Genomic DNA, 24,244 nt, shown 5'->3' on the forward strand with positions numbered 1-24,244 from the left:
CATGAACCCCATTACCATGAAGCTCGTCGTCGATGATCTGATTCTGCAGGCTCTGCGCGAGGACATTACGTTTGAGGACGTGAGCACGGCGAGCGTGTGCCCCACGGCGCGTCCCGCCACGGTGGAGCTCATCGCCAAGGCCGATGGCATCATCGCGGGCCTGGATGTGTTCGCTCGTACCTTTGCGCTGCTGGATTCGCAGAGCTCGGTGCTGTTTGATGTTGCCGATGGCGACGAGGTGCACGCGGGCGACCATGTGGGCCAGGTACGCGGCGATGCGCGCGTGCTGCTTTCGGGCGAGCGCGTGGCGCTCAACTACCTGCAGCGCATGAGCGGTATCGCTACCTATACGCACCAGATGGCTGCGGCGCTCGAGGGCACCAAGACCGTGCTCGTCGACACGCGCAAGACCACGCCGGGTATGCGCGTCTTCGAGAAGGCCGCGGTCGAGATCGGCGGCGGCAGCAACCACCGCTACAACCTGTCGACGGCTGTCATGCTCAAGGACAACCACATCGATGCCGCCGGCGGCGTGACGCGTGCGATCGAGATGGCGCGCGCCCATGCATCGTTTACCGCGACGGTCGAGATCGAGTGCGAGAACCTGGACATGGTACGCGAGGCCGTGGAGGCCGGTGCCGACATCATCATGCTCGACAACATGACCCACGATGACATGGCTGCCGCGATTGAGCTTATTGCCGGTCGCGCCAAGACCGAGTGTTCGGGCAACGTGGATGCCAGCAATATCCGTGCGCTTGCCGACCTGGGCGTTGACTTTATTAGCTCGGGGGCGTTGACGCACTCTGCGCCGATTCTCGACCTCTCGCTTAAGCACCTGCGTCTGCTGGACGGTAAATAATGGACGCCCGCGAGCGTCGCCGTGCCATCATGGGCGTGCTCGAACGAGCCAAAGACCCCGTCTCCGGCAGTACGCTTGCTCGCGAGGTGGGTGTTAGCCGCCAGGTTGTCGTGCAAGACATCGCCCTGCTGCGCGCCGATGGGCACGATATCGTGGCGACCAATCGCGGCTACGTGCTGCAGGAGGCCCCCAGCAGCCCCGCCGTGCCCACGCGCCTGGTCAAGGTTCGCCATAGCGTGGAGCAGGCAGGCGATGAGCTCACGAGTATCGTCGACGCCGGAGGCGCCGTGCTCAACGTAATCGTCAACCACCGCGTGTACGGTAAGATCACGGCCGACCTGGACATCCGCAATCGTCGCGATGTTGAGCGCTACCTGCACGATATCGAGAGCGGCAAGAGCTTTCCACTACTAACGGTGACGAGCGGCTATCACTTCCATCGCATCGCGGCAGAGGATGAGCAAACCCTCGACGAGATCGAGGCTATGCTCAAGGAGAGGGGCTATCTGGCAGACCTGATGCCCTACGAAGACGATCTATCGTAGCCGACGCTGCAAACGCCCCTAAGCGGCAATCTGACGTTCAATCGTCGGTCGCGTACAAAAGTACGCTTCCCTTCTCTTTCACGTCACCTTGCTCGCTTAGGGGCGTTTTCGCTGACTTATGCTCAACCTGCGACGGTGCCAAATTAGCTATCCGCACAAAAAAGAGGCCTCTGCGGCGATGCGGAGGCCTCTTTTTTGTGCACGGTGTACTTGTGAGTGTGCAAGTGGGGGAGTTGTTACTCCTCGACGATCTCGGTGATCGCGCCGGCGGGGCAAGCGTCCTGGCAAGCGCCACAGGCGACGCAGGAGTCCTCGTCAGCAACGGTAGCGACGTCCTGGAGCTCCAGAACGCCAGCGGGGCAGGAGTCGACGCAAACGCCACAAGCGATGCACTCGTCGGCATCAATTACGGGATGAGCCATGGTAGTTTCCTCTCTGTTGACCGACGCTACAGGCGATGCGCGCCGGTTTGATTCGGGCAAAAACATACCACGTGAGCGACCGTTTGCAATACCCTCTGGCCGGCATCTTCATACCATTCGCCGAGTATGCCAAGGCTTACTAAGAAACGCACAGGTGAGGCTGGTGAGCTGAGCAAATGTTAGATAAAGGTGACTCGAATTATTGAGCAATTGAGTGGGCTTTCGGAAAGCGCATCCCGTTATCTGGTCGAAAAACGGGTCGCAGTTTCCGGTTGGGTCCGCTAGCGGAAACTGCGACCCGGTATCAGCTCTCAAAACGGGATATGGTTTCCGGTTGAGCCTTCAGACGGAAACTACGACCCGGAATCCACGCTCAAACCGGGACGAGCTTTCCGTAAAGCAGCCCCAGGCACCCCCGGCCCAAACCTCAGCCATCTCTACATAGATTTCGATAGATTTGCCGAGAACTCAATCAGCGCATCTACCTGCGCATTCGAGAACCTAAACTCTAAGTGATAAGAAATCTTATATGAATTGACTTAGATTTTGTATATTCCGGTCCATAAGGGGATACACTACATCCTGAAAGACAAACCGAAAGACCGCTTGGCAGACCGCCGAGTCGGTGCAAACGCACAAGAGAGAGGGAATTTCTAATGGGCAAGATTCTTGGTATCGACCTTGGTACTACTAACTCCGCAATGGCCGTTCTCGAGGGCGGTTCTCCGACCATCATCGTGAACGCCGAGGGCGACCGCACCACCCCGTCTGTCGTGGGCTTCCGTGCCGACGGTGATCGCGTCGTGGGCAAGGCCGCTAAGAACCAGGCGGTCACCAACCCCAAGAACACCGTGTTCTCCATCAAGCGCTTCATGGGCCGCAAGTACTCCGAGTGCACCTCCGAGCTCAAGACCGTGCCGTATGAGGTCAAGGAGGGCCAGGGTGGCCGTGCCGTCGTCGACATCGAGGGCAAGGAATACACCGCCGAGCAGGTGAGCGCCATGACGCTCGCAAAGATGAAGGCCGACGCCGAGAAGTATCTGGGCGAGACCGTCACCGACGCCGTCATCACCGTCCCGGCCTACTTCAACGACGCCCAGCGCCAGGCCACCAAGGACGCCGGTAAGATCGCCGGCCTCAACGTTAAGCGTATCGTCAACGAGCCGACCGCTGCCGCTTTGGCCTATGGTCTGGACAAGCAGGGCTCCGACCAGCGCATCCTGGTCTTCGACCTGGGCGGCGGTACCTTCGACGTCTCCATCCTCGACCTCGCCGACGGCGTGTTTGAGGTTCTGTCCACCTCGGGCGACAACCACCTGGGCGGCGACGACTGGGATCAGCGCGTCATCGACTGGATGGCCGATAAGTTCCAGCAGGAGAACGGTGTCGACTTGCGTCAGGACCCCATGGCCCTGCAGCGTCTGAAGGAGGCCGCCGAGAACGCCAAGAAGGAGCTCTCCGCCGCCCAGCAGTCCACTATCAACCTGCCGTTCATCACCATGAACCAGTCCGGCCCGCTGCACCTCAACTACACGCTGACCCGCGCCGAGTTCGAGAAGATCACCCGCGACCTGCTCGAGCGCTGCAAGCAGCCTGTCACCAACGCCCTGCGCGACGCTAACCTTAAGCTCTCCGATCTGACCGAGGTCATCCTCGTCGGCGGCTCCACCCGTATGCCTGCCGTCCAGGAGCTCGTCAAGACTATGACCGGCAAGCAGCCCAACATGTCCGTGAACCCCGACGAGGTCGTTGCCGACGGCGCTGCCGTCCAGGGCGGCGTGCTCACCGGCGACGTCGAGGGCATCCTGCTGCTCGACGTTACCCCGCTGTCGCTGGGCGTCGAGACCATGGGCGGCATCATGACCAAGATGATCGACCGCAACACCACGATTCCGACCTCCAAGACCGAGGTCTACTCCACCGCTGCCGACAACCAGACCAGCGTCGAGATCAACGTGCTCCAGGGCGAGCGCGAACTTGCCCGCGACAACAAGTCGCTCGGTAAGTTCCAGCTGACCGGTATCCCGGCTGCCCGCCGCGGCGTGCCGCAGATCGAGGTCACCTTCGACATCGACGCCAACGGCATCGTCAAGGTCTCCGCTAAGGACAAGGGCACCGGCAAGGAGCAGCAGATCACCATCTCCGGCTCCACCGCTCTGTCCGACGAAGAAGTCGATCGTATGGTCAAGGACGCCGAGGCTCATGCCGAGGAGGACAAGAAGCAGAAGGAAGAGGTCGAGGTCCGCAACCAGACCGACAGCCTGTGCTACTCCACCGAGCAGACCCTCAACGAGCTGGGCGACAAGGTTTCCGCCGACGTGAAGTCCAAGGCCGAGGCCGCTATCGCCGATGCCAAGAAGGCGCTCGAGGGCTCTGACGTCGAGGCCATCAAGGCAGCTGGCGAGTCCCTGCAGTCCGTGGCCTACGAGCTGGCTCAGGTTGTCTACGCCGACGCTCAGCAGCAGACCGACGGTGCCGCCGGCGCCCAGCCTGCCGACGATGACGTCGTCGACGCCGACTACGAGGTTGTGGACGACGAGGACAAGTAATCATGTCCGCCCGTAAAGCTCGCACGGAGGCGGCTGCCGTTGGAGCCGCCCCCGTTGACTCTGAGGAGAAGGACGTGAAGATTCCCGTAGAGGCCGTCGACGATACCGAGGCCAACGAGGCCGAGGCCGCCGAGGCTGTCGAGAACCAGGTAGAGGATTCCAACAAGGAGGCGACGATGACCGAGGACGAGATGGTGGAAGCCGCTATCCGCGCCGGTGAGGAAGCCGCCGACAACGACTTTAAGCTCAAGTTCGAGCAGGCCCAGAAGGAGCTTGCCGACGTGCGCAATGAGCTCGATGCTGCGACAGAGGCTCAGAAGGCTGCCGAGGACAAGGCGAAGGACGCCACCGAGCGCACCGCCCGTCTGCAGGCCGACTGGGAGAACTTCCGTCGCCGCACCGCCAGCGAGCGTATCGCCGAGCGTGAGCGCGCGACCGAGAAGCTTGTCACTGCGCTGCTGCCGGTGGTCGACGATATCGAGCGCGCGATCGACCATGCCCGCAGCCAAGAGCTTGCCGACGACTTTAAGCAGTTCGTCGACGGCGTCGACGCGGTGCATGCCAAGCTACTCGATGTGTTTGCGCACGAGGGCGTTGAGCCCATCGACCCCAAGGGCGAGGCGTTCGATCCGCTCGAGCACCAGGCTGTGGGTCGCGTCGAGGACTCGTCGCAGTACGACGAGACCGTCAACGACGTGTACCAGAAGGGCTACCGCATGGCGGACCGCATCCTGCGTTCCGCGATGGTGACGGTGACCTACGGTGGCGAAAAGCGCCCCGCACCGGAGCCCGAAGCGGCGCCCGAGGATGCTGCGGCCGATACGGCCGAGAGCGCCGAGGAGTAATTGAGAAGGGCCCCGGGGCAACACCCGGGGCCCTTTCTGGCCTAGTGCCATATGAAAGCATGAACCGCCGCCCGCTGGGCGACGGATAAAACAGGAGAGGAGCTACGATGGCTGCAGGCAAAACCTTCTATGACATCCTGGGCGTATCCAAGAGCGCCTCCGACAAAGAGATCAAGAGCGCGTTTCGCAAGCTCGCGCAAAAATATCACCCTGACGCCGGCGGCGACGAGGCCAAGTTCAAGGAGATCAGCGAGGCCTACGAGACGCTTTCGGACGAGAAGAAGCGCAAAGAGTACGACCAGATGCTCATGTTTGGCGGCATGCCGGGCGCAGGCGGCGCGTATGGCGGCGGCTACGGTGCCGGCGCGGGTGCCAGCGGCTGGGGCGACATCTTCGACAGCATCTTTAGCGGCAACGGCGCCTGGGGCAGCGATTGGGGCTCGGGCTTTGCCGGGGCTGCGGGCGCTGCCGGTGCCGGCGCGGGTCGCAGCCGCGCTCGCAAGGGCGGCGACCTGTCGCTGACCGTCGATGTGACGGCCGAGGACGCGTTTCGCGGCGTGACGCACAAGGTCACCTATCGCATTCCCTCGACAGGCGAGCAGCAGACCATTACGGTCTCGGTGCCCGCGGGCGCGGTCGACGGCGGCAAGCTACGCTACAAGCGTCGCGGCGAGTATGGCGTCGCCGGTGGCGAGCGCGGCGACCTGGTCGTGACCACGCATGTGGAGGAGCACCCGCTGTTTAAGCGCAAAGGCGCCGACGTGACCATGGAGGTACCGGTCTCGGTCTACGAGGCGGCGCTCGGCTGCACGGTGGACGTGCCCACGCCCGGCGGTGCGACGGTCCGTTTGAAAGTGCCTGCGGGTACCCAGACGGGCAAGAAGTTCCGCTTTAAGGAGATGGGGGCGCCCGACGTTAAGCACCGTGGCCGTACGGGCGCGCTGCTCGTCGAGATCAAGGTACAGGTTCCCACGAACCTATCCGATGACGAGCGCGATGCCATGACCAAGCTGCGCGAGGCCGACACGCGCGACTACCGCGAGAAGGTCAACCGTTACAAGGCGACGTTCTAGGGCGGTCGCGGTGCACGCCCACGCCCGCGGGCTTATGATGGACGATAACGAGACGGAAAGGGGTCAGGTAGCATGGCCGAGGACAATAGGAACAAACCGCTGTACATGATCAGCGTGGCGGCCGAGCTGACCGGCATGCATCCGCAGACTCTGCGCGTCTACGAGTCCAAGGGCCTGGTGAACCCCCAGCGCTCGGGCGGCAACACGCGCCTGTATTCGCGTGCCGATATCGAGCGCCTGGAGCTCATCAACCAGCTGACCGACGAGGGCATCAACCTTGCCGGCGTGGTGCGTATCCTCGATATGAAGGAGCGTGCCGAGGAGCGCGAGCGCGAGAACGAAAAGCTCCGCGCCCGCATGCGCCAGCTCGAGGACGAGCTGCACGAGTACAAGATGCAGAAGAAGATCACCTCCCTGGCCCCGCGCGATGGCTCGGTTAATCCCGAACAGGTCATGCGCAAGCTACTGGGAGCCGGCGGGGATCTCTAGGTTCCGCCGTTCTAACGAACGGCGGACCGGTCGACGCTGCGCGCCGCCCAGAGCGACAATTTGTCATTCAAAAGGCAAGGCATGACCAGAAGGTCTATGCCTTGCCTTTTTCATGCCAACTTGTTCGCTCTGGACGTCGCTCGCTGTCCGTCCTCTACCTGCGGCGTTGCCATGGTCCGGATGCGGCACTTGGGGACGTTCCTCACTTTGGAAATGCGGCCCGCTCGCTGTCCGTCCTCTACCTGCGGCGTTGCCTTGCTCCGAATGCGGCCCGCTCGCTGCCGTTGCCAGAGTAGTCATTGGGGACGTTCTTAAATGACTAGTCGAAAGGGACGCTCTTGCACCAAATCTGCTGATCCACATCGGGCTCGTCCTGTGCTTTACCAAGATAAAGTGAACGTGCAGATTCGTAACCCATTCGCAACCGTTCTATGGCACGATATTGAACGAATGCATGCTATGCGCCCAAATCTTTTGGGCAGAGTGGGAGACAGTATGGTCAAGCTGTACGAGGACGGCATCTACCTGCGCGGCGGCAGCGAGGTTGTGCCTGCGGCCGAGGCTGCCGAGCGCGGTATTACGCAGACGCCCGAGGATGCCAAGCGCGGCACCATCGCGTATTCGATCCTCCAGGCACACAATACGTCCGGCGACCCCGAGGCGCTCAAGATTCGCTTCGATGCCATGGCGAGCCACGACATCACCTTCGTCGGCATCATCCAGACGGCGCGCGCCTCGGGCATGGAGCAGTTCCCGCTGCCCTACGTGCTCACTAACTGCCATAACTCGCTGTGCGCCGTGGGCGGCACCATCAACGAGGACGACCACGTCTTTGGCCTTTCCGCGGCCAAAAAGTACGGCGGCATCTTCGTTCCGCCGCACATCGCCGTCATCCACTCCTTTATGCGCGAGAACTTCGCCGGTTGCGGCAAGATGATCCTGGGCTCCGACTCGCACACCCGCTATGGCGCCCTGGGCACCATGGCCGTGGGCGAGGGCGGCGGCGAGCTGGCAAAGCAGTTGCTGCGCGACACCTACGACGTTGCCTATCCCGGCGTCGTCGCTATCTACCTCACGGGCGCCCCGCGTCCCGGCGTCGGCCCGCACGACGTGGCGCTCGCCATCATCCGTGCCGTCTTTGCCAAGGGCTATGTCAAGAACAAGGTCATGGAGTTTGTGGGCCCGGGTATCGCGAGCATGACGACCGATTACCGCAACGGCGTCGACGTCATGACCACCGAGACCACCTGCCTGTCGAGCATCTGGGCCACCGACGAGGACACGCACGCGTTTTTGGCCATGCACGGTCGCGGCGACGACTACCGCGAGCTCAAGCCCGCCGATGTCGCCTACTACGACGGTTGCGTCGAGGTCGATCTGTCGAGCATCAAGCCCATGATCGCGCTGCCATTCCATCCTTCCAACGGCTTTGAGATCGAGGAGCTCAACGAGAACCTCGAGGACATCCTGCATGAGGTGGAGCTCGAGGCCGCCAAGATCGGCGAGGGCAAGACGCACTTTAGCCTGCTCGACAAGATCGTCGACGGCAAGCTTCACGTGCAACAGGGCGTTATCGCCGGCTGCTCGGGCGGCAACTACGACTCCGTGGTCCAGGCTGCCCGCGTGCTCAAGGGCGCCAACACCGGCTGCGGCGAGTTCTCGCTGTCGGTCTATCCCACGAGCCAGCCCGTGGCGCTCGAACTTACGCGCCGTGGCTATATCTACGACCTTATGGAGGCCGGCGCGATCGTGCGCACGGCGTTCTGCGGTCCGTGCTTTGGTGCCGGCGACACGCCTGCCAACAACGGCCTTTCGATCCGTCACACCACGCGCAACTTCCCCAACCGTGAGGGTTCCAAGCCGGGCAATGGTCAGCTGAGCGCCGTGGCCCTAATGGACGCTCGCTCCATTGCGGCGACGGCTGCCAACGGCGGCGTCCTGACGCCGGCGACCGACCTGCCCGAGGAGACTTGGGATGAGGCCTGCGAGTACACCTTTGACGACGCGCCGTATAAAAAGCGCGTGTACTGGGGCTTTGGCAAGGCCGAGCCTGCCGACGAGCTGGTCGAAGGCCCCAACATCAAGCCGTGGCCCGCGATGGAGCCTCTCGGCGACGATATCCTGCTCAAGGTGTGCTCCAAGATCATGGACCCGGTCACCACGACCGACGAGCTCATTCCCTCGGGCGAGACGAGCTCCTTCCGCTCCAACCCGCTGGGCCTGGCAGAGTTTACGCTCAGCCGCCGCGATCCGGCCTACGTGGGTCGTTCCAAGGAGGTCGACGCCGTGGAGAAGCGCCGCGTTGCCGGCGAGGCGGCGGGCGACCTGGCGGCACTCGATGCCGAGCTTGCCGGTGTGTTTGAGGCGCTGGCCGGCGCCGGCGTCGTGGCCGATGCCAAGGCGACCGAGTACGGCTCCATGCTCTATGCCAAGAAGCCCGGTGACGGTTCTGCCCGCGAGCAGGCCGCGAGCTGCCAGCGCGTGATTGGCGGTCTGGCCAACATCGTCCACGAGTACGCCACCAAGCGCTATCGCTCCAATGTGATGAACTGGGGCATGGTGCCCTTCCAGATGGAGGCCGAGCCCAACTTTGAGGTGGGCGACTACGTCTTTGTGCCGGGTATCCGCACTGCGCTCGACGGCGACCTAAAGGACATCGCCGCCTACGTGGTGCGCGCCGACGGTGCGGTCGAGCAGATTGAGCTCTACATTGCCGATATGACGGCTGAGGAGCGTGCCATCGTCAAGGCCGGCTGCCTGATCAACTACAACAAGTTCAAGGCCGCTGCCGAGTAACGCACTTAATTGTCCGCCCGGGGCTTATCCTTTCCCGCCCGCTCACGCGCTTCGCGAGGGTCGCGTTCGGGAAAGGATAAGCCCCGGGCTACATTTCTGCGTTCTCGTTGGGTCTTGAGGGACGCTAATAAATAGACTTGCTTGATGCCGCCTCTGTTAATGGGGCGGCTTCTTTTTGTCGAGAACCGCCACAAAGGGGGCAGGCACCTTTGTGATGGTCCCGTTTGTCTCGACCTGTAACATCTTGGCCGCTAAAAGTGGGCCTGGTGTTACAGATTTAGATATTCGATTCGGGTGTCTTCTGTTCGTCTCGATTTGTAACAGATAGAGCTCTATTTGCCGAGTAGATGTTACAGATTGAGACAAACGGGTGCCGCTGGTCATTTCATCTTGATTTGTAACATCTGGAGCCATAAACAGCCGCTAGATGTTACAGATTGAGATAGTAAGGGGACGAGGCCGCAGCGGGTGAGCGTGCCTGCTCCCTATCGCTTAATCACTCAGAAAATCTTATATATAGAGACTTAGATTTGTGTATAAGATCGTACAAAGCTGGCAACAATACTTCTCGGACAACGTGAAGCCGCCCCGTAGGGCGGCCGCCCCAAGAGAGGTGATTCCATGAGAATCGATAAGCTAGCAATGACGTCGCGCGAGGCGTTGCAGACCGCCATGAGCACGGCTGCCGACGCACAGGCCGGCGCGGTGGAGCCGATTCACCTGCTGTCCGCCCTGCTCGGTGCCGGCGAGCGCAATATCTCCGTGATTATCGAGCGCATCGGCGCCGACCCAGCCCAGCTTGCACACTCCACGCAAGATGCCATCGACCGCGCACCCAAGGTTTCGGGCGAGGGCCAGCAGATGGGCCTGTCCAACGAGCTCGTCCGCGTCATCGAGAAGGCCGAGAAAAAGGCCACCAAGATGGGCGACAGCTTTGTAGTGACCGAGCATCTGCTGATGGCGCTTGCCGAGGACAAAGGTGAGGCGGGCCGCGTGCTGCGCGACGCCGGCGTTACCAAGGAGCGTATCGAGCAGGTCTACGAGGAGCTGCGCGGCGATGACCGCGTGACGTCCGCCGAGGACAAGACTCAGTTTGAGGCGCTGGAGCAGTACGGCCGCAACATCTGCGACCTGGCCCGCGCCGGCAAGCTCGACCCGGTCATCGGCCGTACCGACGAGATTCGCCGTACCATCCAGGTCCTGTCCCGCCGCACCAAGAACAACCCCGTGCTCATCGGTGAGCCGGGTGTCGGTAAAACGGCCATCGTCGAGGGCATCGCCCAGCGTATCGTGGCCGGCGACGTGCCGAGCACGCTGCGCGACCGCGACCTCATCGAGCTCGACATGAGCGCGCTGGTCGCCGGTGCCAAGTACCGCGGCGAGTTCGAGGACCGCTTGAAGGCCGTGCTCAAGGAAGTACAGAAGTCCGAAGGCAAGGTCATCCTGTTCATCGATGAGCTCCACACCATTGTGGGCGCGGGTGCCACCGAGGGCTCCATGGACGCCGGCAACATCCTCAAACCGGCGCTCGCCCGCGGCGACCTGCACGCGATCGGCGCGACCACGCTCGACGAATACCGCAAGTACATCGAGAAGGACGCGGCGCTCGCCCGTCGTTTCCAGACCGTTATGGTCTCCGAGCCTACCGTCGAGGACACCATCTCGATTCTGCGTGGCCTCAAGGAGAAGTACGAGATCTTCCACGGCGTGCACATTACCGATAGCGCGCTCGTGGCCGCCGCCGACCTCTCCGATCGTTACATCGCCGACCGCTTCCTGCCCGACAAGGCCATCGACCTGGTCGATGAGGCGGCAAGCCGCCTGCGCATGGAGCTCGACAGCATGCCGGTCGAGATCGACGCCACCACGCGTCAGCTCACCCAGCTGCAGATCGAGGAACAGGCGCTCATGAAGGAGACCGACGACGCCTCCAAGGAGCGTCTGGAGACCCTGCGCCAGGAAATCGCCGAGATCCAGGAAAAGCTCAACGTGCAAAAGGCCGGTTGGCTCAACCAAAAGAACGCCATCGACCATGTGCAGGAGCTCAAGGGCCAGCTCGATGAGGCCAAGAGCGAAGAGGAACGTGCGACGCGCAACGGAGACTTGGGCCGTGCGTCCGAGCTGCGTTACTCCGTGATTCCGGGTCTGCAGCAGCAGATTCAGGATTCCGAGGCCGCGCTCGAGGCACAAAAGCAGCAGGACGGTGAAGGCCTCAACGAGCAGGTGACCTCCGATGAGATCGCCGAGGTCGTGAGCGCCTGGACCGGTGTGCCCGTCTCCAAGATGATGCAGGGTGAGCTCGACAAGCTGAAGGGCTTGGAAGGCGAGCTGCATAAGCGCGTCATCGGCCAGGATGAGGCCGTCTCCGCCGTCGCCGCGGCCGTGCGCCGTAGCCGTGCGGGCCTCTCCGATCCGGACAAGCCCATCGGCAGCTTCTTCTTCCTGGGCCCCACCGGTGTGGGCAAGACCGAACTCGCCAAGGCGCTGGCCGAGTGCCTGTTCGATGACGAGCGCGCGCTCGTGCGTATCGACATGTCCGAGTACATGGAGAAGTTCAGCGTTCAGCGTCTGATCGGTGCGCCCCCGGGATACGTGGGCTACGACGAGGGTGGACAGCTCACCGAGGCCGTGCGCCGTCGCCCGTACTCCGTGATCTTGCTCGACGAGATGGAGAAGGCCCATCCAGATGTCTTCAACGTGCTGTTGCAGGTGCTTGACGACGGCCGTCTGACCGACGGTCAGGGTCGTCAGGTGTCCTTCAAGAACACGATCATCATCATGACGTCCAACGTGGGCTCCAAGGCTATCGCCGATCTTTCGGGCAAGGACGAGGAGGAGATGCGCCATCAGGTTGACGCGGCCATGGCTCAGACTTTCCGTCCCGAGTTCCTCAACCGTATCGACGATATCGTGGTGTTCCATCCGCTCGGCATGGCGCAGATCGAAAAGATCGTCGATATTCAGCTCGCCGACGTCCGCGCACGTCTGGCCAAGGAGCGCATGACGCTTGCCATCACCCCGGCGGCCAAGCAGATGCTCGCCGTGGGCGGTCTGGACCCGGTCTTTGGTGCCCGTCCGCTCAAGCGTCTGGTGCAGCGCGAGGTCGTGGACGCCATCGCCGCCGCTATCATCGACGGTACGGTGCGCGAGGGCGATCAGGTGACGGTTGACGTCGACAAGGACGGTGCCTTTACCGTCGTGTGCGATAACACGCCGTCTGCCACCTACGAGGTGCCCGACGCCGAGTAGATTGTTGGGCCATGCCTTAAAAACTACCTTTTGAGCCAAACGCCAAGGGCGGCGGATCCAATTGGGTCCGCCGCCCTTTTTCGTGCGACAATCGATGATGTTGAACATGAGTACATGGCAAGGAGCTATGCAGATGAAAGACGAGAACGAGACGAACGCACCGGCGCCTGAGTCAGCGCCCGCCGCACCCAAGCCTGCGTCTAAGCAGGCACCCAAGCCGCGCGACCCCTACATCCGTGCCGAGAACGAGGACGACGACGGCTACGATCCCTACAGCGATCGCTGCCCCGAGCGCGAGCCGATGTTCGAAGCCGATCCGTGGCGCTAACTCCTGCAGGGTAGCTAATTTGGGACGGGGCTTTTTTAGCTGCCCCGGCTGGTAATGTGCCGGTTTAGTCGATTAACGGTCGGGGCAGCTAAAAAAGCCCCGTCCCAAATTAGCTACCCTCGCTGCGGACGGCTAGTCTTGGGCCTTGATGCTTGGCATCAGAATCTGGGCGAGGTAGTCGGTCTCGAGTTTGGTCGCGGCGTCTGCCTTGCCGTCTTTACCGACCAGTACGTTCTTGATCTGGCTATAGGTATAGCGGTTGCCGGTTGTAAGCTCGACAAGCTCAATGGCCGTGTCCATGGGGTAGGTCGACACGGGGTCTTGCGTGCGCCCGTTGATGGTCTGGGGCACCACATACGGATAGACGGGGCCGCTGGCGTAGACCGTGTAGCCGTTGCCAAGGCTTGCCGCACCTAAAACCGTATCGCCCTTATCGGGCGTAAAGCTCTCGCCGTCGCGCACTGCGACAAGCGTCGCGATCGGCGTATTGCTGTCGCTGGCAAGATAGATGCACAGCGTATTGCCGTTTTGCCAAGTCGCGACTTTGCCGTACCACTCAACGGGAATATCGAGCTGATACAGGTTCGTTGCCTTATGCCGAGCATCGGCGTCGCGGGCCGCCTGCGCCTCGCGGGAACTCATGGCATTGACGGCGGCGTCACGGCGCGCGGTTGCCGCCTGCTGGAGCACCTTTGCGACCGCGGCAGAGCTCGCACCACCCTCCTCGGCGTACTTGGCCGCGGCATCGATCTGGTCGTCGGTCACCGTGTCTGCCGAAGGTACCTTAAGCTTAAAGGATGCCTGAGCGCTCAGGTCCTGCCCGTCGCTCTTTACGCTAACCTGCGCCTTGGTGGTTGGCACGGCGTAAATGGTACCGTCAGCTGCGATGGGGGACCCAGCGATGGAGAGCGTATAGTCGCCAGGCAGCAGCTTAATACCGCGACCGTGCTCATCAACATAGAGCGTCTCGCTCACGGAGGAGCCGTCAGAGTCTTGCCCGCTCACCTGCACGGGAATCTTGGAGCCGGTGGAGCAGTCGAGCCCTGCGGCATGTACGCCAATCTGCACCGACATCATGGTGTGGGCGTTGACGGCAGCGATGGCGGCCTGTTCTTGTTGGTATCCGTTCCAAGCGGCATAGCCCGCGCCGCCGGCAACGAGCGCGGCGGCAACGACGCCGGCAACCATCAAATTGCGTCGCTTGGGCGACATCTTGTGATGGCGAGCCTCGGCTTCGCGTGCCGAGGGAACGGACGGCAGGGGAATATCGCCCATGGCGATGGTCTCGTCGACGGCCGGCGCAGAACCCAGGCCAGGAAGCTCGCGGGTGAGCGAGTCATCGGCAGGCAAGCTGCCAAGCAGGGCGGTCTCTTCTCCCGAGGCGGATTCCGACTGGACGTCGTCCTTGCTATCGTCCTCTTCGGCTTCGGCCTCGTCAGAAGCGTCTTTGGCGTCGCTGCCTTCGTCCTCAGTGCCTTCGCACACCTCGTCCTGCGCGTCGACGGCCAAATCGCTCAACGAGAGCTCGTCTAGCGCAATCCGGTCAAGGCTCTCCAGGGCCTCGGCACATGCTTCCGCATCCTGGGCCGCATCCTCGCGGCCACGTGTCTCATCGCTCATATATCCCCCAATGCAATATCGGCTCAACACTGTACCCAAAAATGGAGCCATATAAAGCGCATGCGAAATATAAGATCCGATTTAACCCGAGCGTATCGTTCGGCCGTATCCTCGCGGCAGCAAAAGGCCCCCGGAACGCGAACGAATCACGTTTCGGGGGCTCTGCAGTGCGTTGAGTTGCGCGGAGCCGGCTATGCCGCTTCGTGCTCAAGCGATGTTTGCGTCAGGCGCGTTACTCGGCGTGCGCGTAATCAACCTTGGCGCGACGGGCAGTGGCCTTCTCCCAATCGCTGGTGCCCTCAAAGACATCCTGCTTGTAGGGGTTGCGGCCGAGCTTCTTGGCACGGTAGGCGACGTAGATGATCGCGGCGATGTTGGCGACCAGTGCGACGATCGAGACCGCGGTGGCGGCGCTGGGGTCGAGCGTGGAGTGCGTCACAAAGATGGACTCCTCCTGGAAGTAGGGGAACACCTGGGCAAACATGCACCAAATGGCCAGCGTAAAGGCGCGGTTCTGGATCCAGCCGCCCTTGTTCCAGATAAAGGCGGCGACGGTGGGCGCCAGCAGCAGCGCAAAGCCGCAGAACCAGGAGTGGGTGGGCAGGCAGTTGTAGGTGTAGCAGAAGTTCCAGATGTCGTAGGCGATGATGTAGACCCAGGTCATGTCGGGCCACAGCATGTCGGTCTTGTCCTCGGAGGCGTAGACGCTCCACCAACCGGTCATGCAGAAGATGTTGATGATGCCCGCGATGCCGTTGAACACGTTGTTCCAGCCGGCCAGCTGCGTAGCACCTTCGGAGGTGACCCAGGTGGACTCGCCCAGGACAAAGAAGTGATAGGCGCTCTCAAAGTCGGACACGACGGCGATCAAGATGTTAATGGCGACGATCACAAACGGCCATGCGCGGAACCAATGCGCCTTGCCGATCTTGCCCCACTGGTACTTAATGGCAATGAAGCCCCAGCAGCCGGCCAGCGCCGCGTATACCTTGGCGTAATGGAACCAGCTGTTCTGGTATACATGGGTGGGGTTGGTGAGCGCCCACTCGGCACCCTGCGAAACGCCGACGGCGATGGCGATGCAGTAGATGGTCATGGCCAGCGGAGCCACGCCAAAGATGATGGCCGCGCCGAGCTTGGTACGGCGGCCGACCTCGTTGAGTACGATCAAGCCGATAAAGACCATCGCCCAGCCGGCCCAGTGGATAAGGGTATCGCTACCCCAAACATCGAACAGCATGCTGCTCTCCTTTCATACGCCCGCGGCCCCTCTTCCGTCGCGGGCAGTTTGGCCAAATGTCATCAGTTCCTGGGCTTGCGCTCGGGATACTTGGCGGTGTAGCCCTCGATGTGGAGTGTCGAGGCGATAATCTCCTTAACCGTCTCGTCGGGCACATCGGGGTGCGTGCGGATGTACATCAACAGTCCCATGATGAGGGTGTAAAACGTCTCGTAGACATGGTCGATGCGCAGGTCATGATGGGCGACAAAGTCCACCACGGTGGTGTCGCAGATGTATTGCGCCACGCGCTGGACCACGTTGTGCAGAAAGCCGCCGTAGAGCGCGCCGCTGCTCGAGGTGAGCGTGCTCGGCAGCTCGTGGCCGCTCACAACCAGGCGCTTAAAGAGCGGGGCGACGGTGTCGAGTGCGCCCTCGATATCACCGACGATGCGGCTGGCATTCCACTGCTCGAGCTCGGAGATAAAACCGTCGATTGCCTCGTCCATGACGGCGGTGACGGCGGCGTCCATGTCGACGAAGTAGTGGTAGAACAGCGAGCGCGTGCAGCCGGCTCGCTTGGTCACGGCCGAGACGGATAGATGGGACACGCCCAGCTCGGAGCTCACGGCGCGCACGGCGGCGAGAATCTCGCGACGGCGCTCGTCACCTGTCAGGCGCTTTGCCGCGCTGTCGGGCGTGGGGACGGCGTCGGCCACAGGGGTGCTCGCTGCGTTATCGCTCATGCGCTTGCCGCCTTTCATCCGTTTGGGCCCGACCGTTCGCCTAATAGTCTTGAATATTGTTGACGGTTCGTCAATACTATTTTTGACATTATGTCAACAATGGCGGGTGAACGGCATGGGGGCATGCCCGGCCTGCAAAAAAGAGGGGCGCTGCGGCCTCGTCGGGCTGCGGCAAGAGAAGGGACAACCATGATTCTCAACGGACCGGGAATTAGCTACACCGAGCCCGACATCGGTTCGGAGTTCGTGCCGCCGCTGCCGGAGCATCCGCGCGAGGCCATTGTCAAGCTGTGCGAGCATTGCACCAACCGTCTGCTGCACCGCGACGAGCTGCTGGGCTACGAGTACTGGTCGTTTGCCGAGGCCGCAACCGACGAGCAGGCCGAAGTGCTCTGCAAGATGAAGATGCGCCGTCCCTATACGCTGCCCGAGATGGTCAAGCTCACCGGCATGCCCGAGGCCCAGATCGAGAAGATGCTCGACGACATGAGCTACACGGGTCTGCTCGAGTACAACTGGGAAAATCCCGAGCGCGCCAAGCAGTGGGTGCTGCCCATGCTGGTGCCGGGTTCCGCCGAGTTCCTCAACATGCGCGTGAGCCAGCTCGAGGAGCATCCGGTCTATGCCAAGTTCTTTGAGCAGGCGTCCAAGGGGCCGCTGTCCAAAGCCACGCCGATGGTGCCGCCCGGAGGCGCCGGCATCGGCATGCACGTCATTCCGGTCGAGAAGGCTATCGATGCTTCGAGCACCTCGGTGCCGATCGAGCATATCGAGCATTGGCTCGACAAATACGATGGCAAATATGCCGCCAGCATCTGCAGCTGCCGCGCGAGTCGTCGTGTGATGGGCGAGGGCTGCGCCGACGACCCCGCCGACTGGTGCATTGCCGTGGGCGATATGGCCGACTATGTGGTTGAGACCGACCGCGGCCATTATGTGACGCGTGAGGAGGTATATGACATCTTGCGCCAGGCCGAGGACAACGGCTTTGTGCACCAGATCACCAATATCGACGGCGAGAACAAGATCTTCGCCATCTGCAACTGCAACGTCAACGTGTGCTACGCCCTGCGCACCTCGCAGCTGTTCAACACGCCTAACCTGTCGCGCTCGGCCTATGTCGCCAAGGTCGAGAAGGACAAGTGCGTAGCCTGCGGTCGCTGCGTTGAGGTGTGCCCGGCTGGTGCCGCCAAGCTCGGCCAGAAGCTCTGCAGCAAAAAGGCCGGCGGACAGGTGCCCGAGTATCCGCGCCAGGAGCTGCCCGATGCCACCAAGTGGGACCACACCAAGTGGTCGCCCAATTACCGCAACGACAACCGCATCGAGACACACGATTCCGGCACCGCGCCCTGCAAGACGGCCTGCCCCGCGCACATTGCCGTTCAGGGCTATCTGAAGCTCGCGGCGCAGGGCCGCTATGACGAGGCGCTAGCGCTCATTAAGCGCGAGAACCCGCTGCCCGCTATCTGCGGCCGTGTGTGCAATCGCCGCTGCGAGGATGCCTGCACCCGCGGTCGCGTGGACGAGGCCGTGGCCATCGACGAGGTCAAGAAGTTTATCGCCCAGCGCGATCTGGATGCCGCGACCCGCTATGTCCCACCTGTGGTGACCCCGACGCGTGCCGGCGGCTTCGACCAGAAGATCGCCATCATCGGTGCCGGTCCGGCCGGCCTGTCCTGCGCTTTCTACCTGGCCGAGAAGGGCTACAAGCCCGTCGTGTTCGAGAAGAATGAGCGTCCGGGCGGCATGCTCACCTATGGCATTCCCAGCTTTAAGCTGCAGAAGGATGTGATCGAGGCCGAGGTCGAGGTCATTCGCCTGATGGGCGCCGAGTTCCGCTATGGCGTGGAGGTCGGTCGCGATGTGACGCTCGACGAGCTGCGCGAGCAGGGCTTTAAGGCCTTTTATGTTGCCATTGGCTGCCAGGGCGGCCGCCTCGCCGGTATTCCGGGCGAGGATGCCGAGGACGTGACCGTGGCCGTCGACTTTTTGCGCGAGGTTAACAGTGGCAAGATCGACACGCTGCCCGGCCGCACCATCGTGGTGGGCGGCGGCAACGTGGCTGTCGACGTCGCGCGCAACGCCTGCCGTTTGGGTTCCGAGCACGTTGAGATGTTCTGCCTGGAGAGCGAGGCCCAGATGCCCGCCAGCGAGGAGGAGCGTCGCGAGGCCGTTGAGGACGGCGCCCACATCAGCTGCGGCTGGGGCCCCAAGGAGGTCCATCTGGACGAGGCCGGTCGTGTGTGCGGTATCACCTTCAAGCGCTGCACGCGTGTCTTTGACGACGAGGGCCGTTTTGCGCCCGAGTACGACGAGAACGACCTGCGTCGTGTCGACGCCGACCGCGTGGTCATGTCGATCGGTCAGTCCATCGTGTGGGGCGACCTGCTGGCTGGCTCCAAGGTGGAGCTTGGCCGCGGCCAGGGTGCCCTTGCCGATCCTCAGACCTACCAGACCGCTGAGCCCGACATCTTTGTGGGCGGCGACGTCTACACCGGTCCGAGCTTTGCCATCGACGCCATCGCTGCCGGTCACGAGGCCGCCGTGTCCATCCACCGCTTTGTGCAACCGGGCTCCACGCTCACCATCGGCCGCAACCAGCGCCGCTACATCGCGCTCGACCGCGACGATGTCGTTATCGAGAGCTACGACAACGCGAGCCGCGAGGTGGCACATGTCGACCGCGAGCGCGAGAAGGCCGCGCCCTTTAGCGAGTACGTCGAGACCTTTACCGAGGAGCAGGTACGCGCCGAGACCGCCCGTTGTCTGGGCTGCGGCGCCTCGATCGTCGACCCCAACAAGTGCATCGGCTGCGGTCTGTGCACCACCAAGTGCGCGTTCGATGCCATCCACCTGGATCGCGACCGCCCCGAGTGCTCCACGATGGTCAAATACGAGCAAAAGCTCCCCAGCTTGGGCAAGTATGCGCTCAAGCGTGCCATCAAGATCAAATTCGGGAAGAAGTAATGAGGTTCCGCCGTTCTAACGAACGGCGGCACTGCCGACGATGCGCGGCGCCCAGATACCCCATCTTGCCCCTCAACTGCGGCGCCGCGGGCAAAAGCCCAGCGGACGCCTTGTTTCGGGGCAACCTGGGGCACCTGGATCGCCGCTCGCTGATATATGGGTTGACATCGTATCAACCGCTGCAGAAGGGTTTTCGCCTTGCATGAATTGGGAATCGTCTATCACATTATTCGCGATGTCGAGAACGTGGCGCGCGCCAATGGCGTGAGTCGCGTTTCGAGCGTCACGCTGCTGCTGGGCGAGGTCTCGGGCGTCGTTCCCGACTTGCTGCTCGACGCTTGGCGCTGGGCGGCAGATAAAAAGCCTATCACCGAGGGCACGGAGCTTATCGTGGATCCTGTCGAGGCCGTGACGCATTGCGAGGCGTGCGGCCGCGACTATGCGACGGTCGAGCACGGCAAAATCTGTCCCCATTGCGGTAGCGGCGAGACATACCTGCTGCAGGGCCAGGAGGTCATGATCAAGCAGATTGAGACCCCCGACGAGGACCCGCCAGATGCTGCTCCCGACGGCCTCTCCGACGCCCCCGATGCCGTCGACGCTGCCAACCCCCTCCACATCGTCTAGCCCCTAGTCGTTGGGGACGTTCTTGTTCGACTAGTCGTTTAAGAACGTCCCCAATGACTACTTACGTTAGTGCATAAGTCACGCTAATAGTCAAGTTATGTCTGTTTAAACAAAATAACTGCAGTACAAGCGCATTCGCGCTTGCCTAAAATCGATATTAATGACCAGCCTGCTTGTATCTGTAAAATGAATGGCTTGATAAGTGACGCCTTGGCGTGTAATCCGTCAAAAAGCAGTAACGTAATCAACTTGTAACAAACCTAGACGTTTAAACAAATTATCCAATCATTCGCATTTTTCTCTATAATTTTACAGGACGAACAGGTATACTCCTTTCATGTCGTGTAGGAAATACGTAGACAAAGAGGAGGTTATGTGATGGTAAGTATTGTTCTTGCTAGCCACGGGGACTTGGCAGCCGGAATCAAGCAGACGGGCTCGATGGTCTTTGGCGATCAGCCGTCTGTGGCCGTGGTCTCGCTCGAGCCGAGCATGGGCCCCGACGACTTCCGTGCCAAGGTCGAGGAAGCAATCGCTTCCTTCGAGGACCAGGAGCAGGTGCTCTTCCTCGTTGATCTGTGGGGCGGCACGCCGTTCAACCAGATCAGCGGTCTCATCGAGGGCCACGATTCCTGGGCTATCGTCACCGGTGTCAACCTGCCTATGCTCATCGAGGCATATTCGCAGCGCTTTGACGCAAAGAACACTGCACATGCGATCGCAAAACATCTCGTGACTGAGGCTAAGGCTGGCGTGCGCGTCAAGCCCGAGTCTCTGGAGCCCGAGGAGAAGAAGCCGGCCACGGCCGCCGCTGCTCCTGCAGGCGCCATCCCTCCGGGAACGGTCATCGGCGATGGGCACATCAAGATCGCCCACGTCCGTATCGACACCCGTCTGCTGCATGGTCAGGTGGCCACCACGTGGACCAAGCAGATCAACCCCAACCGCATCATCGTGGTTTCCGACGGCGTTGCTCACGACGAGCTCCGCAAGACCATGATCGAGCAGGCTGCCCCTCCGGGAGTCCATGCCAACGTCGTGCCCATCAAGAAGATGGCCGAGGTTGTCAAGGACACGCGCTTTGGTGACACCAAGGCCATGCTGCTCTTTGAGAACCCGCAGGATCTGCTCAAGGCTATCGAGGCCGGCGTCGACATCAAGGAAGTCAACATCGGTTCCATGGCTCACTCCAAGGGCAAGGTCGTCGTCACTAACGCCGTCGCTATGGGCGATGACGACGTTAAGACTCTCGAGGCCCTCAAGGCCAAGGGCGTCAAGTTCGAGGTCCGCAAGGTTCCTTCGGATTCCTCCGAGGATCTCGACGCCATGTTGAAGAAAGCTAAGGCCGAACTGGCCGCTCAAGCATAGTAAAGGAGGGTCCGATACATGTCTGCAATCACTATTCTGCTTGTTGCGATTGTCGCGTTGCTTGCCGGTATGGAAGGCATTCTGGATGAGTTCCAGTTCCATCAGCCGCTCGTGGCATGCACGCTTATCGGTCTCGTAACCGGTCACCTTCAGGAGGGCATCCTCTTGGGCGGTTCGCTCCAGATGATGGCCCTTGGCTGGGCTAACGTCGGCGCCGCCGTCGCGCCTGACGCCGCTCTGGCCTCGGTCGCTTCTTCGATTATCATGGTGCTCGCCCTCAACGGTGGCGCCACCGATTCGGCCAAGGCCGTTACCGCCGCCATCGCCGTCGCCGTCCCGCTGTCGGTCGCTGGTCTGTTCCTGACCATGATCTGCCGTACCCTGGCTACCGCTATCGCTCACGCCATGGACGGTTGCGCCGAGAAGGGCGACTTCTCCGGCATCGAGCGCTGGCAGTACGCCGCCATCCTCATGCAGGGCCTTCGTATCGCCATCCCGGCAGTACTTCTGTGCATCATCCCGGCCGAGGCGGTTACCAACGCGCTTAACGCTATGCCCGACTGGCTGTCCGGCGGCATGGCTGTCGGCGGCGGCATGGTCGCCTCCGTCGGTTACGCCATGGTCATCAACATGATGGCCACCAAGGAGACCTGGCCGTTCTTCATCCTCGGCTTTGTCCTTGCTGCCATCCCTCAGCTCACGCTGATCGCTCTTGGCCTCATCGGCATCTCCCTTGCCCTCATCTACCTTGGCCTCAAGGATCTGGCCAAGCAGGGTGGCGGCATGGGCGGTGGCTCCGGTGACCCGCTCGGCGACATTCTGAACGATTACGAGTAGGAGGGGAGTGATACATATGGCAGAGAACAAGATTCAGCTCACCAAGGCTGACCGCAAGAAGGTTTGCTTCCGTCATCAGTTCCTTCAGGGCTCGTGGAACTACGAGCGTATGCAGAATGGCGGCTGGTGCTTCGCAATGATCCCTGCGATCAAGAAGCTCTACACCAGCAAGGACGACCAGATTTCCGCGCTTAAGCGCCACCTGGAGTTCTATAACACCCATCCCTATGTTTCCGCCCCCGTCATTGGTGTTACCCTCGCTCTTGAGGAGGAGCGCGCCAACGGTGCGCCGATCGATGACGTCGCCATTCAGGGCGTCAAGGTCGGTATGATGGGCCCGCTCGCCGGCGTCGGCGACCCCGCCTTCTGGTTCACCCTTCGCCCGATCCTGGGCGCTCTGGGCGCTTCCCTGGCCCTGTCCGGCAGCATCGCCGGTCCGCTGCTGTTCTTCTTCGCGTGGAACATCATCCGTTACGCCTTCCTGTGGTACACGCAGGAGTTTGGCTATAAGGTCGGCTCCTCCATCGCCAAGGACCTCTCCGGCGGTCTGATGGGCAAGGTCACCGAGGGTGCTTCCATCCTGGGTATGTTCATCATCGGCGCCCTGGTCGAGCGCTGGGTGTCCATCTCCTTCACCCCGGTCGTCTCCAAGGTCACGCAGTCTGCCGGCGCCTTCATTGACTGGGCTAACCTGCCTTCCGGTGCCGAGGGCATCAAGGAAGCGCTGACGATGTACAACTCCGTCGGTGCTACCGCCCTTGATCAGGTGAAGGTCACCACGCTTCAGGCTAACCTCGATCAGCTCATCCCCGGCCTTGCTGCCGTGTGCCTGACGCTGTTCGTCTGCAAGCTGCTCAAGAAGAAGGTCAGCCCGATCGTCATCATCTTGGCTCTCTTCGCCGTCGGTATCATCGGTCGCGTTTGCGGCTTCATGTAAGCACGCTTCGGCTTAAGACCGAGAGTTGCTAGGCAAGGGCTTTTGAGCCATTGAAACGGACCGCACCCGGTGGGTACACTGGATGCGGTCCGATTGTTTTATTTGGAGGGCGAGGCGCGCATGGCGCAATCTCAGAACAGCACGGTCGATCTGGCAACACCGGCAACCTGCCTGATGGGGCTTACCAGCCACGGTAACGTGATGGTGGGCAATAAGGCGTTCGAGTATTACAACGAGCGCAATCCCGAGGATTTTATTCAAATTCCGTGGGACGAGGTCGACTATATTGCCGCCGAGGTTTTGCGCGGCACTAAGAAGATCACGCGTTTCGCTATCTTTACCAAGGATAACGGCCACTTTACGTTTTCGACGCGCGACGACAAAGAGACGCTTCGTGCAGTTCGCAAGTACGTCGACGAGGATAAGCTTGTGCGTTCGCCCGACTTTATCGATGTGACGGCCAAGGGCGCCAAGAGCATCCCCTCCGTCATCAAAGGCCTTTTCCACAAAGGCAACTAGTCGCCTGCGACGTTCTTATACGACTAGTCATTTAAGAACGTCCCCAATGACTACCTGTAGCTCTTCGCGGGATTCGCTGGGGAAATATCATCCCAGTTTGAGCGCCTATTCTGGGATGCAGTTTCCGGAACAAGGGGGACTGCGGACAAAAAGTTGGACCGTTGAGGTCCGGAACGGAGTCCGCATGGCATACAGTAGGAGAATGGTGGAGAGGGCCAGGGCGCTTCGCGGCGCCGGGCTCACCGT

The 24,244-nt window shown here is 61.5% G+C and carries 19 protein-coding genes; 15 read left to right on the plus strand and 4 right to left on the minus strand.

Annotation, left to right across the window (positions count from 1 at the left end):
- Position 1: 1 nt before the first annotated feature.
- Both nadC and ACTQWD_RS00920 read left to right on the plus strand, forming a co-directional pair.
- On the plus strand, positions 2-862 hold the full coding sequence (gene nadC, locus ACTQWD_RS00915; RefSeq protein WP_441559054.1) for a carboxylating nicotinate-nucleotide diphosphorylase: 861 nt from the start codon (positions 2-4) through the stop codon (positions 860-862).
- Positions 862-1,407, plus strand: coding sequence for a transcription repressor NadR (locus tag ACTQWD_RS00920; protein ID WP_441537703.1), 546 nt, complete (start codon positions 862-864; stop codon positions 1,405-1,407). The genes nadC and ACTQWD_RS00920 overlap by 1 nt, the downstream gene beginning before the upstream one ends.
- 236 nt (positions 1,408-1,643) lie before the next feature.
- Here the strand turns inward: ACTQWD_RS00920 and ACTQWD_RS00925 are convergent, their stop codons facing one another.
- Positions 1,644-1,895 carry an indolepyruvate ferredoxin oxidoreductase subunit alpha gene (locus ACTQWD_RS00925; protein WP_158564522.1) on the minus strand — a complete coding sequence of 84 codons (252 nt, stop codon included), beginning with the start codon at positions 1,893-1,895 and terminating at the stop codon, positions 1,644-1,646.
- 590 nt (positions 1,896-2,485) lie between these two features.
- Between ACTQWD_RS00925 and dnaK the strand changes: the two genes are divergently transcribed.
- The 7 genes from dnaK to ACTQWD_RS00960 all read left to right on the plus strand — a co-directional run bounded on the left by dnaK (position 2,486) and on the right by ACTQWD_RS00960 (position 13,158).
- Positions 2,486-4,378 (plus strand): molecular chaperone DnaK, encoded by a 1,893-nt coding sequence (gene dnaK / locus ACTQWD_RS00930; protein WP_154518137.1) that lies wholly within the window; start codon positions 2,486-2,488, stop codon positions 4,376-4,378.
- A 2-nt stretch (positions 4,379-4,380) separates the two neighbouring features.
- Positions 4,381-5,223 (plus strand): nucleotide exchange factor GrpE, encoded by an 843-nt coding sequence (locus tag ACTQWD_RS00935; RefSeq protein ID WP_441537702.1) that lies wholly within the window; start codon positions 4,381-4,383, stop codon positions 5,221-5,223.
- Positions 5,224-5,330: 107 nt separating this feature from the next.
- Positions 5,331-6,296, plus strand: a complete 966-nt coding sequence (locus ACTQWD_RS00940; RefSeq protein ID WP_154518131.1) for a DnaJ C-terminal domain-containing protein — start codon at positions 5,331-5,333, stop codon at positions 6,294-6,296.
- Positions 6,297-6,368: 72 nt separating this feature from the next.
- Positions 6,369-6,785, plus strand: coding sequence for a heat shock protein transcriptional repressor HspR (locus ACTQWD_RS00945; RefSeq protein WP_427719306.1), 417 nt, complete (start codon positions 6,369-6,371; stop codon positions 6,783-6,785).
- A gap of 495 nt (positions 6,786-7,280) precedes the next feature.
- On the plus strand, positions 7,281-9,581 hold the full coding sequence (locus tag ACTQWD_RS00950) for a hydratase (protein ID WP_441559055.1): 2,301 nt from the start codon (positions 7,281-7,283) through the stop codon (positions 9,579-9,581).
- 621 nt (positions 9,582-10,202) lie between these two features.
- Complete coding sequence (gene clpB, locus ACTQWD_RS00955) at positions 10,203-12,830, plus strand: ATP-dependent chaperone ClpB (protein ID WP_441015378.1); 2,628 nt, start codon at positions 10,203-10,205, stop codon at positions 12,828-12,830.
- A gap of 133 nt (positions 12,831-12,963) precedes the next feature.
- Positions 12,964-13,158 carry a hypothetical protein gene (locus ACTQWD_RS00960; protein ID WP_441540398.1) on the plus strand — a complete coding sequence of 65 codons (195 nt, stop codon included), beginning with the start codon at positions 12,964-12,966 and terminating at the stop codon, positions 13,156-13,158.
- Between the two features lie 132 nt (positions 13,159-13,290).
- Here ACTQWD_RS00960 and ACTQWD_RS00965 read toward each other — a convergent pair whose 3' ends face one another.
- The 3 genes from ACTQWD_RS00965 to ACTQWD_RS00975 all read right to left on the minus strand — a co-directional run bounded on the left by ACTQWD_RS00965 (position 13,291) and on the right by ACTQWD_RS00975 (position 16,743).
- Positions 13,291-14,778: a hypothetical protein gene (locus ACTQWD_RS00965; protein ID WP_441559056.1), complete on the minus strand. Its 1,488-nt coding sequence runs from the start codon at positions 14,776-14,778 to the stop codon at positions 13,291-13,293.
- 232 nt (positions 14,779-15,010) lie between these two features.
- Positions 15,011-16,018: a DUF5692 family protein gene (locus ACTQWD_RS00970; RefSeq protein WP_441054594.1), complete on the minus strand. Its 1,008-nt coding sequence runs from the start codon at positions 16,016-16,018 to the stop codon at positions 15,011-15,013.
- Between the two features lie 62 nt (positions 16,019-16,080).
- The gene (locus ACTQWD_RS00975; protein ID WP_441054596.1) at positions 16,081-16,743 is read right to left on the minus strand and encodes a TetR/AcrR family transcriptional regulator; all 663 of its coding nucleotides are present in this window, start codon (positions 16,741-16,743) and stop codon (positions 16,081-16,083) included.
- A 189-nt stretch (positions 16,744-16,932) separates the two neighbouring features.
- Here ACTQWD_RS00975 and ACTQWD_RS00980 point away from each other — a divergent pair, with 189 nt between their 5' ends.
- The 6 genes from ACTQWD_RS00980 (at position 16,933) to ACTQWD_RS01005 (ending at position 23,998) form a co-directional block, all read left to right on the plus strand.
- Positions 16,933-19,710, plus strand: a complete 2,778-nt coding sequence (locus tag ACTQWD_RS00980; RefSeq protein WP_441054598.1) for an FAD-dependent oxidoreductase — start codon at positions 16,933-16,935, stop codon at positions 19,708-19,710.
- Positions 19,711-19,908: 198 nt separating this feature from the next.
- Entirely contained in the window at positions 19,909-20,337 is a 429-nt protein-coding gene (locus ACTQWD_RS00985; RefSeq protein WP_441054600.1) for a hydrogenase maturation nickel metallochaperone HypA/HybF, read from the plus strand.
- Positions 20,338-20,715: 378 nt separating this feature from the next.
- On the plus strand, positions 20,716-21,705 hold the full coding sequence (locus tag ACTQWD_RS00990; RefSeq protein WP_154518426.1) for a PTS sugar transporter subunit IIB: 990 nt from the start codon (positions 20,716-20,718) through the stop codon (positions 21,703-21,705).
- Positions 21,706-21,723: 18 nt separating this feature from the next.
- Positions 21,724-22,542 carry a PTS mannose/fructose/sorbose transporter subunit IIC gene (locus ACTQWD_RS00995; RefSeq protein ID WP_055285302.1) on the plus strand — a complete coding sequence of 273 codons (819 nt, stop codon included), beginning with the start codon at positions 21,724-21,726 and terminating at the stop codon, positions 22,540-22,542.
- A gap of 16 nt (positions 22,543-22,558) precedes the next feature.
- Positions 22,559-23,479: a PTS system mannose/fructose/sorbose family transporter subunit IID gene (locus ACTQWD_RS01000; RefSeq protein ID WP_154518429.1), complete on the plus strand. Its 921-nt coding sequence runs from the start codon at positions 22,559-22,561 to the stop codon at positions 23,477-23,479.
- Positions 23,480-23,599: 120 nt separating this feature from the next.
- On the plus strand, positions 23,600-23,998 hold the full coding sequence (locus tag ACTQWD_RS01005; RefSeq protein WP_427719318.1) for a DUF956 family protein: 399 nt from the start codon (positions 23,600-23,602) through the stop codon (positions 23,996-23,998).
- The last annotated feature ends 246 nt before the right edge of the window (positions 23,999-24,244 follow it).

It is taken from the genome of Collinsella sp. LCP19S3_B6, assembly GCF_052121815.1.
Lineage (GTDB): Bacteria > Actinomycetota > Coriobacteriia > Coriobacteriales > Coriobacteriaceae > Collinsella.

What these genes read in the sequence shown, in the direction of transcription:
- clpB (WP_441015378.1), top strand. Translation starts at nt 10,203, where the DNA reads ATGAGAATCGATAAGCTAGCAATGACGTCGCGCGAGGCGTTGCAGACC.
- ACTQWD_RS00925 (WP_158564522.1), bottom strand. Translation starts at nt 1,895, where the DNA reads ATGTTTTTGCCCGAATCAAACCGGCGCGCATCGCCTGTAGCGTCGGTC.
- ACTQWD_RS00950 (WP_441559055.1), top strand. Translation starts at nt 7,281, where the DNA reads ATGGTCAAGCTGTACGAGGACGGCATCTACCTGCGCGGCGGCAGCGAG.
- ACTQWD_RS00970 (WP_441054594.1), bottom strand. Translation starts at nt 16,018, where the DNA reads ATGCTGTTCGATGTTTGGGGTAGCGATACCCTTATCCACTGGGCCGGC.
- ACTQWD_RS00990 (WP_154518426.1), top strand. Translation starts at nt 20,716, where the DNA reads ATGGTAAGTATTGTTCTTGCTAGCCACGGGGACTTGGCAGCCGGAATC.
- ACTQWD_RS00975 (WP_441054596.1), bottom strand. Translation starts at nt 16,743, where the DNA reads ATGAGCGATAACGCAGCGAGCACCCCTGTGGCCGACGCCGTCCCCACG.
- ACTQWD_RS00935 (WP_441537702.1), top strand. Translation starts at nt 4,381, where the DNA reads ATGTCCGCCCGTAAAGCTCGCACGGAGGCGGCTGCCGTTGGAGCCGCC.
- ACTQWD_RS00940 (WP_154518131.1), top strand. Translation starts at nt 5,331, where the DNA reads ATGGCTGCAGGCAAAACCTTCTATGACATCCTGGGCGTATCCAAGAGC.
- dnaK (WP_154518137.1), top strand. Translation starts at nt 2,486, where the DNA reads ATGGGCAAGATTCTTGGTATCGACCTTGGTACTACTAACTCCGCAATG.
- ACTQWD_RS00945 (WP_427719306.1), top strand. Translation starts at nt 6,369, where the DNA reads ATGGCCGAGGACAATAGGAACAAACCGCTGTACATGATCAGCGTGGCG.
- ACTQWD_RS00980 (WP_441054598.1), top strand. Translation starts at nt 16,933, where the DNA reads ATGATTCTCAACGGACCGGGAATTAGCTACACCGAGCCCGACATCGGT.
- nadC (WP_441559054.1), top strand. Translation starts at nt 2, where the DNA reads ATGAACCCCATTACCATGAAGCTCGTCGTCGATGATCTGATTCTGCAG.
- ACTQWD_RS00960 (WP_441540398.1), top strand. Translation starts at nt 12,964, where the DNA reads ATGAAAGACGAGAACGAGACGAACGCACCGGCGCCTGAGTCAGCGCCC.
- ACTQWD_RS00965 (WP_441559056.1), bottom strand. Translation starts at nt 14,778, where the DNA reads ATGAGCGATGAGACACGTGGCCGCGAGGATGCGGCCCAGGATGCGGAA.
- ACTQWD_RS00995 (WP_055285302.1), top strand. Translation starts at nt 21,724, where the DNA reads ATGTCTGCAATCACTATTCTGCTTGTTGCGATTGTCGCGTTGCTTGCC.
- ACTQWD_RS01000 (WP_154518429.1), top strand. Translation starts at nt 22,559, where the DNA reads ATGGCAGAGAACAAGATTCAGCTCACCAAGGCTGACCGCAAGAAGGTT.
- ACTQWD_RS00920 (WP_441537703.1), top strand. Translation starts at nt 862, where the DNA reads ATGGACGCCCGCGAGCGTCGCCGTGCCATCATGGGCGTGCTCGAACGA.
- ACTQWD_RS01005 (WP_427719318.1), top strand. Translation starts at nt 23,600, where the DNA reads ATGGCGCAATCTCAGAACAGCACGGTCGATCTGGCAACACCGGCAACC.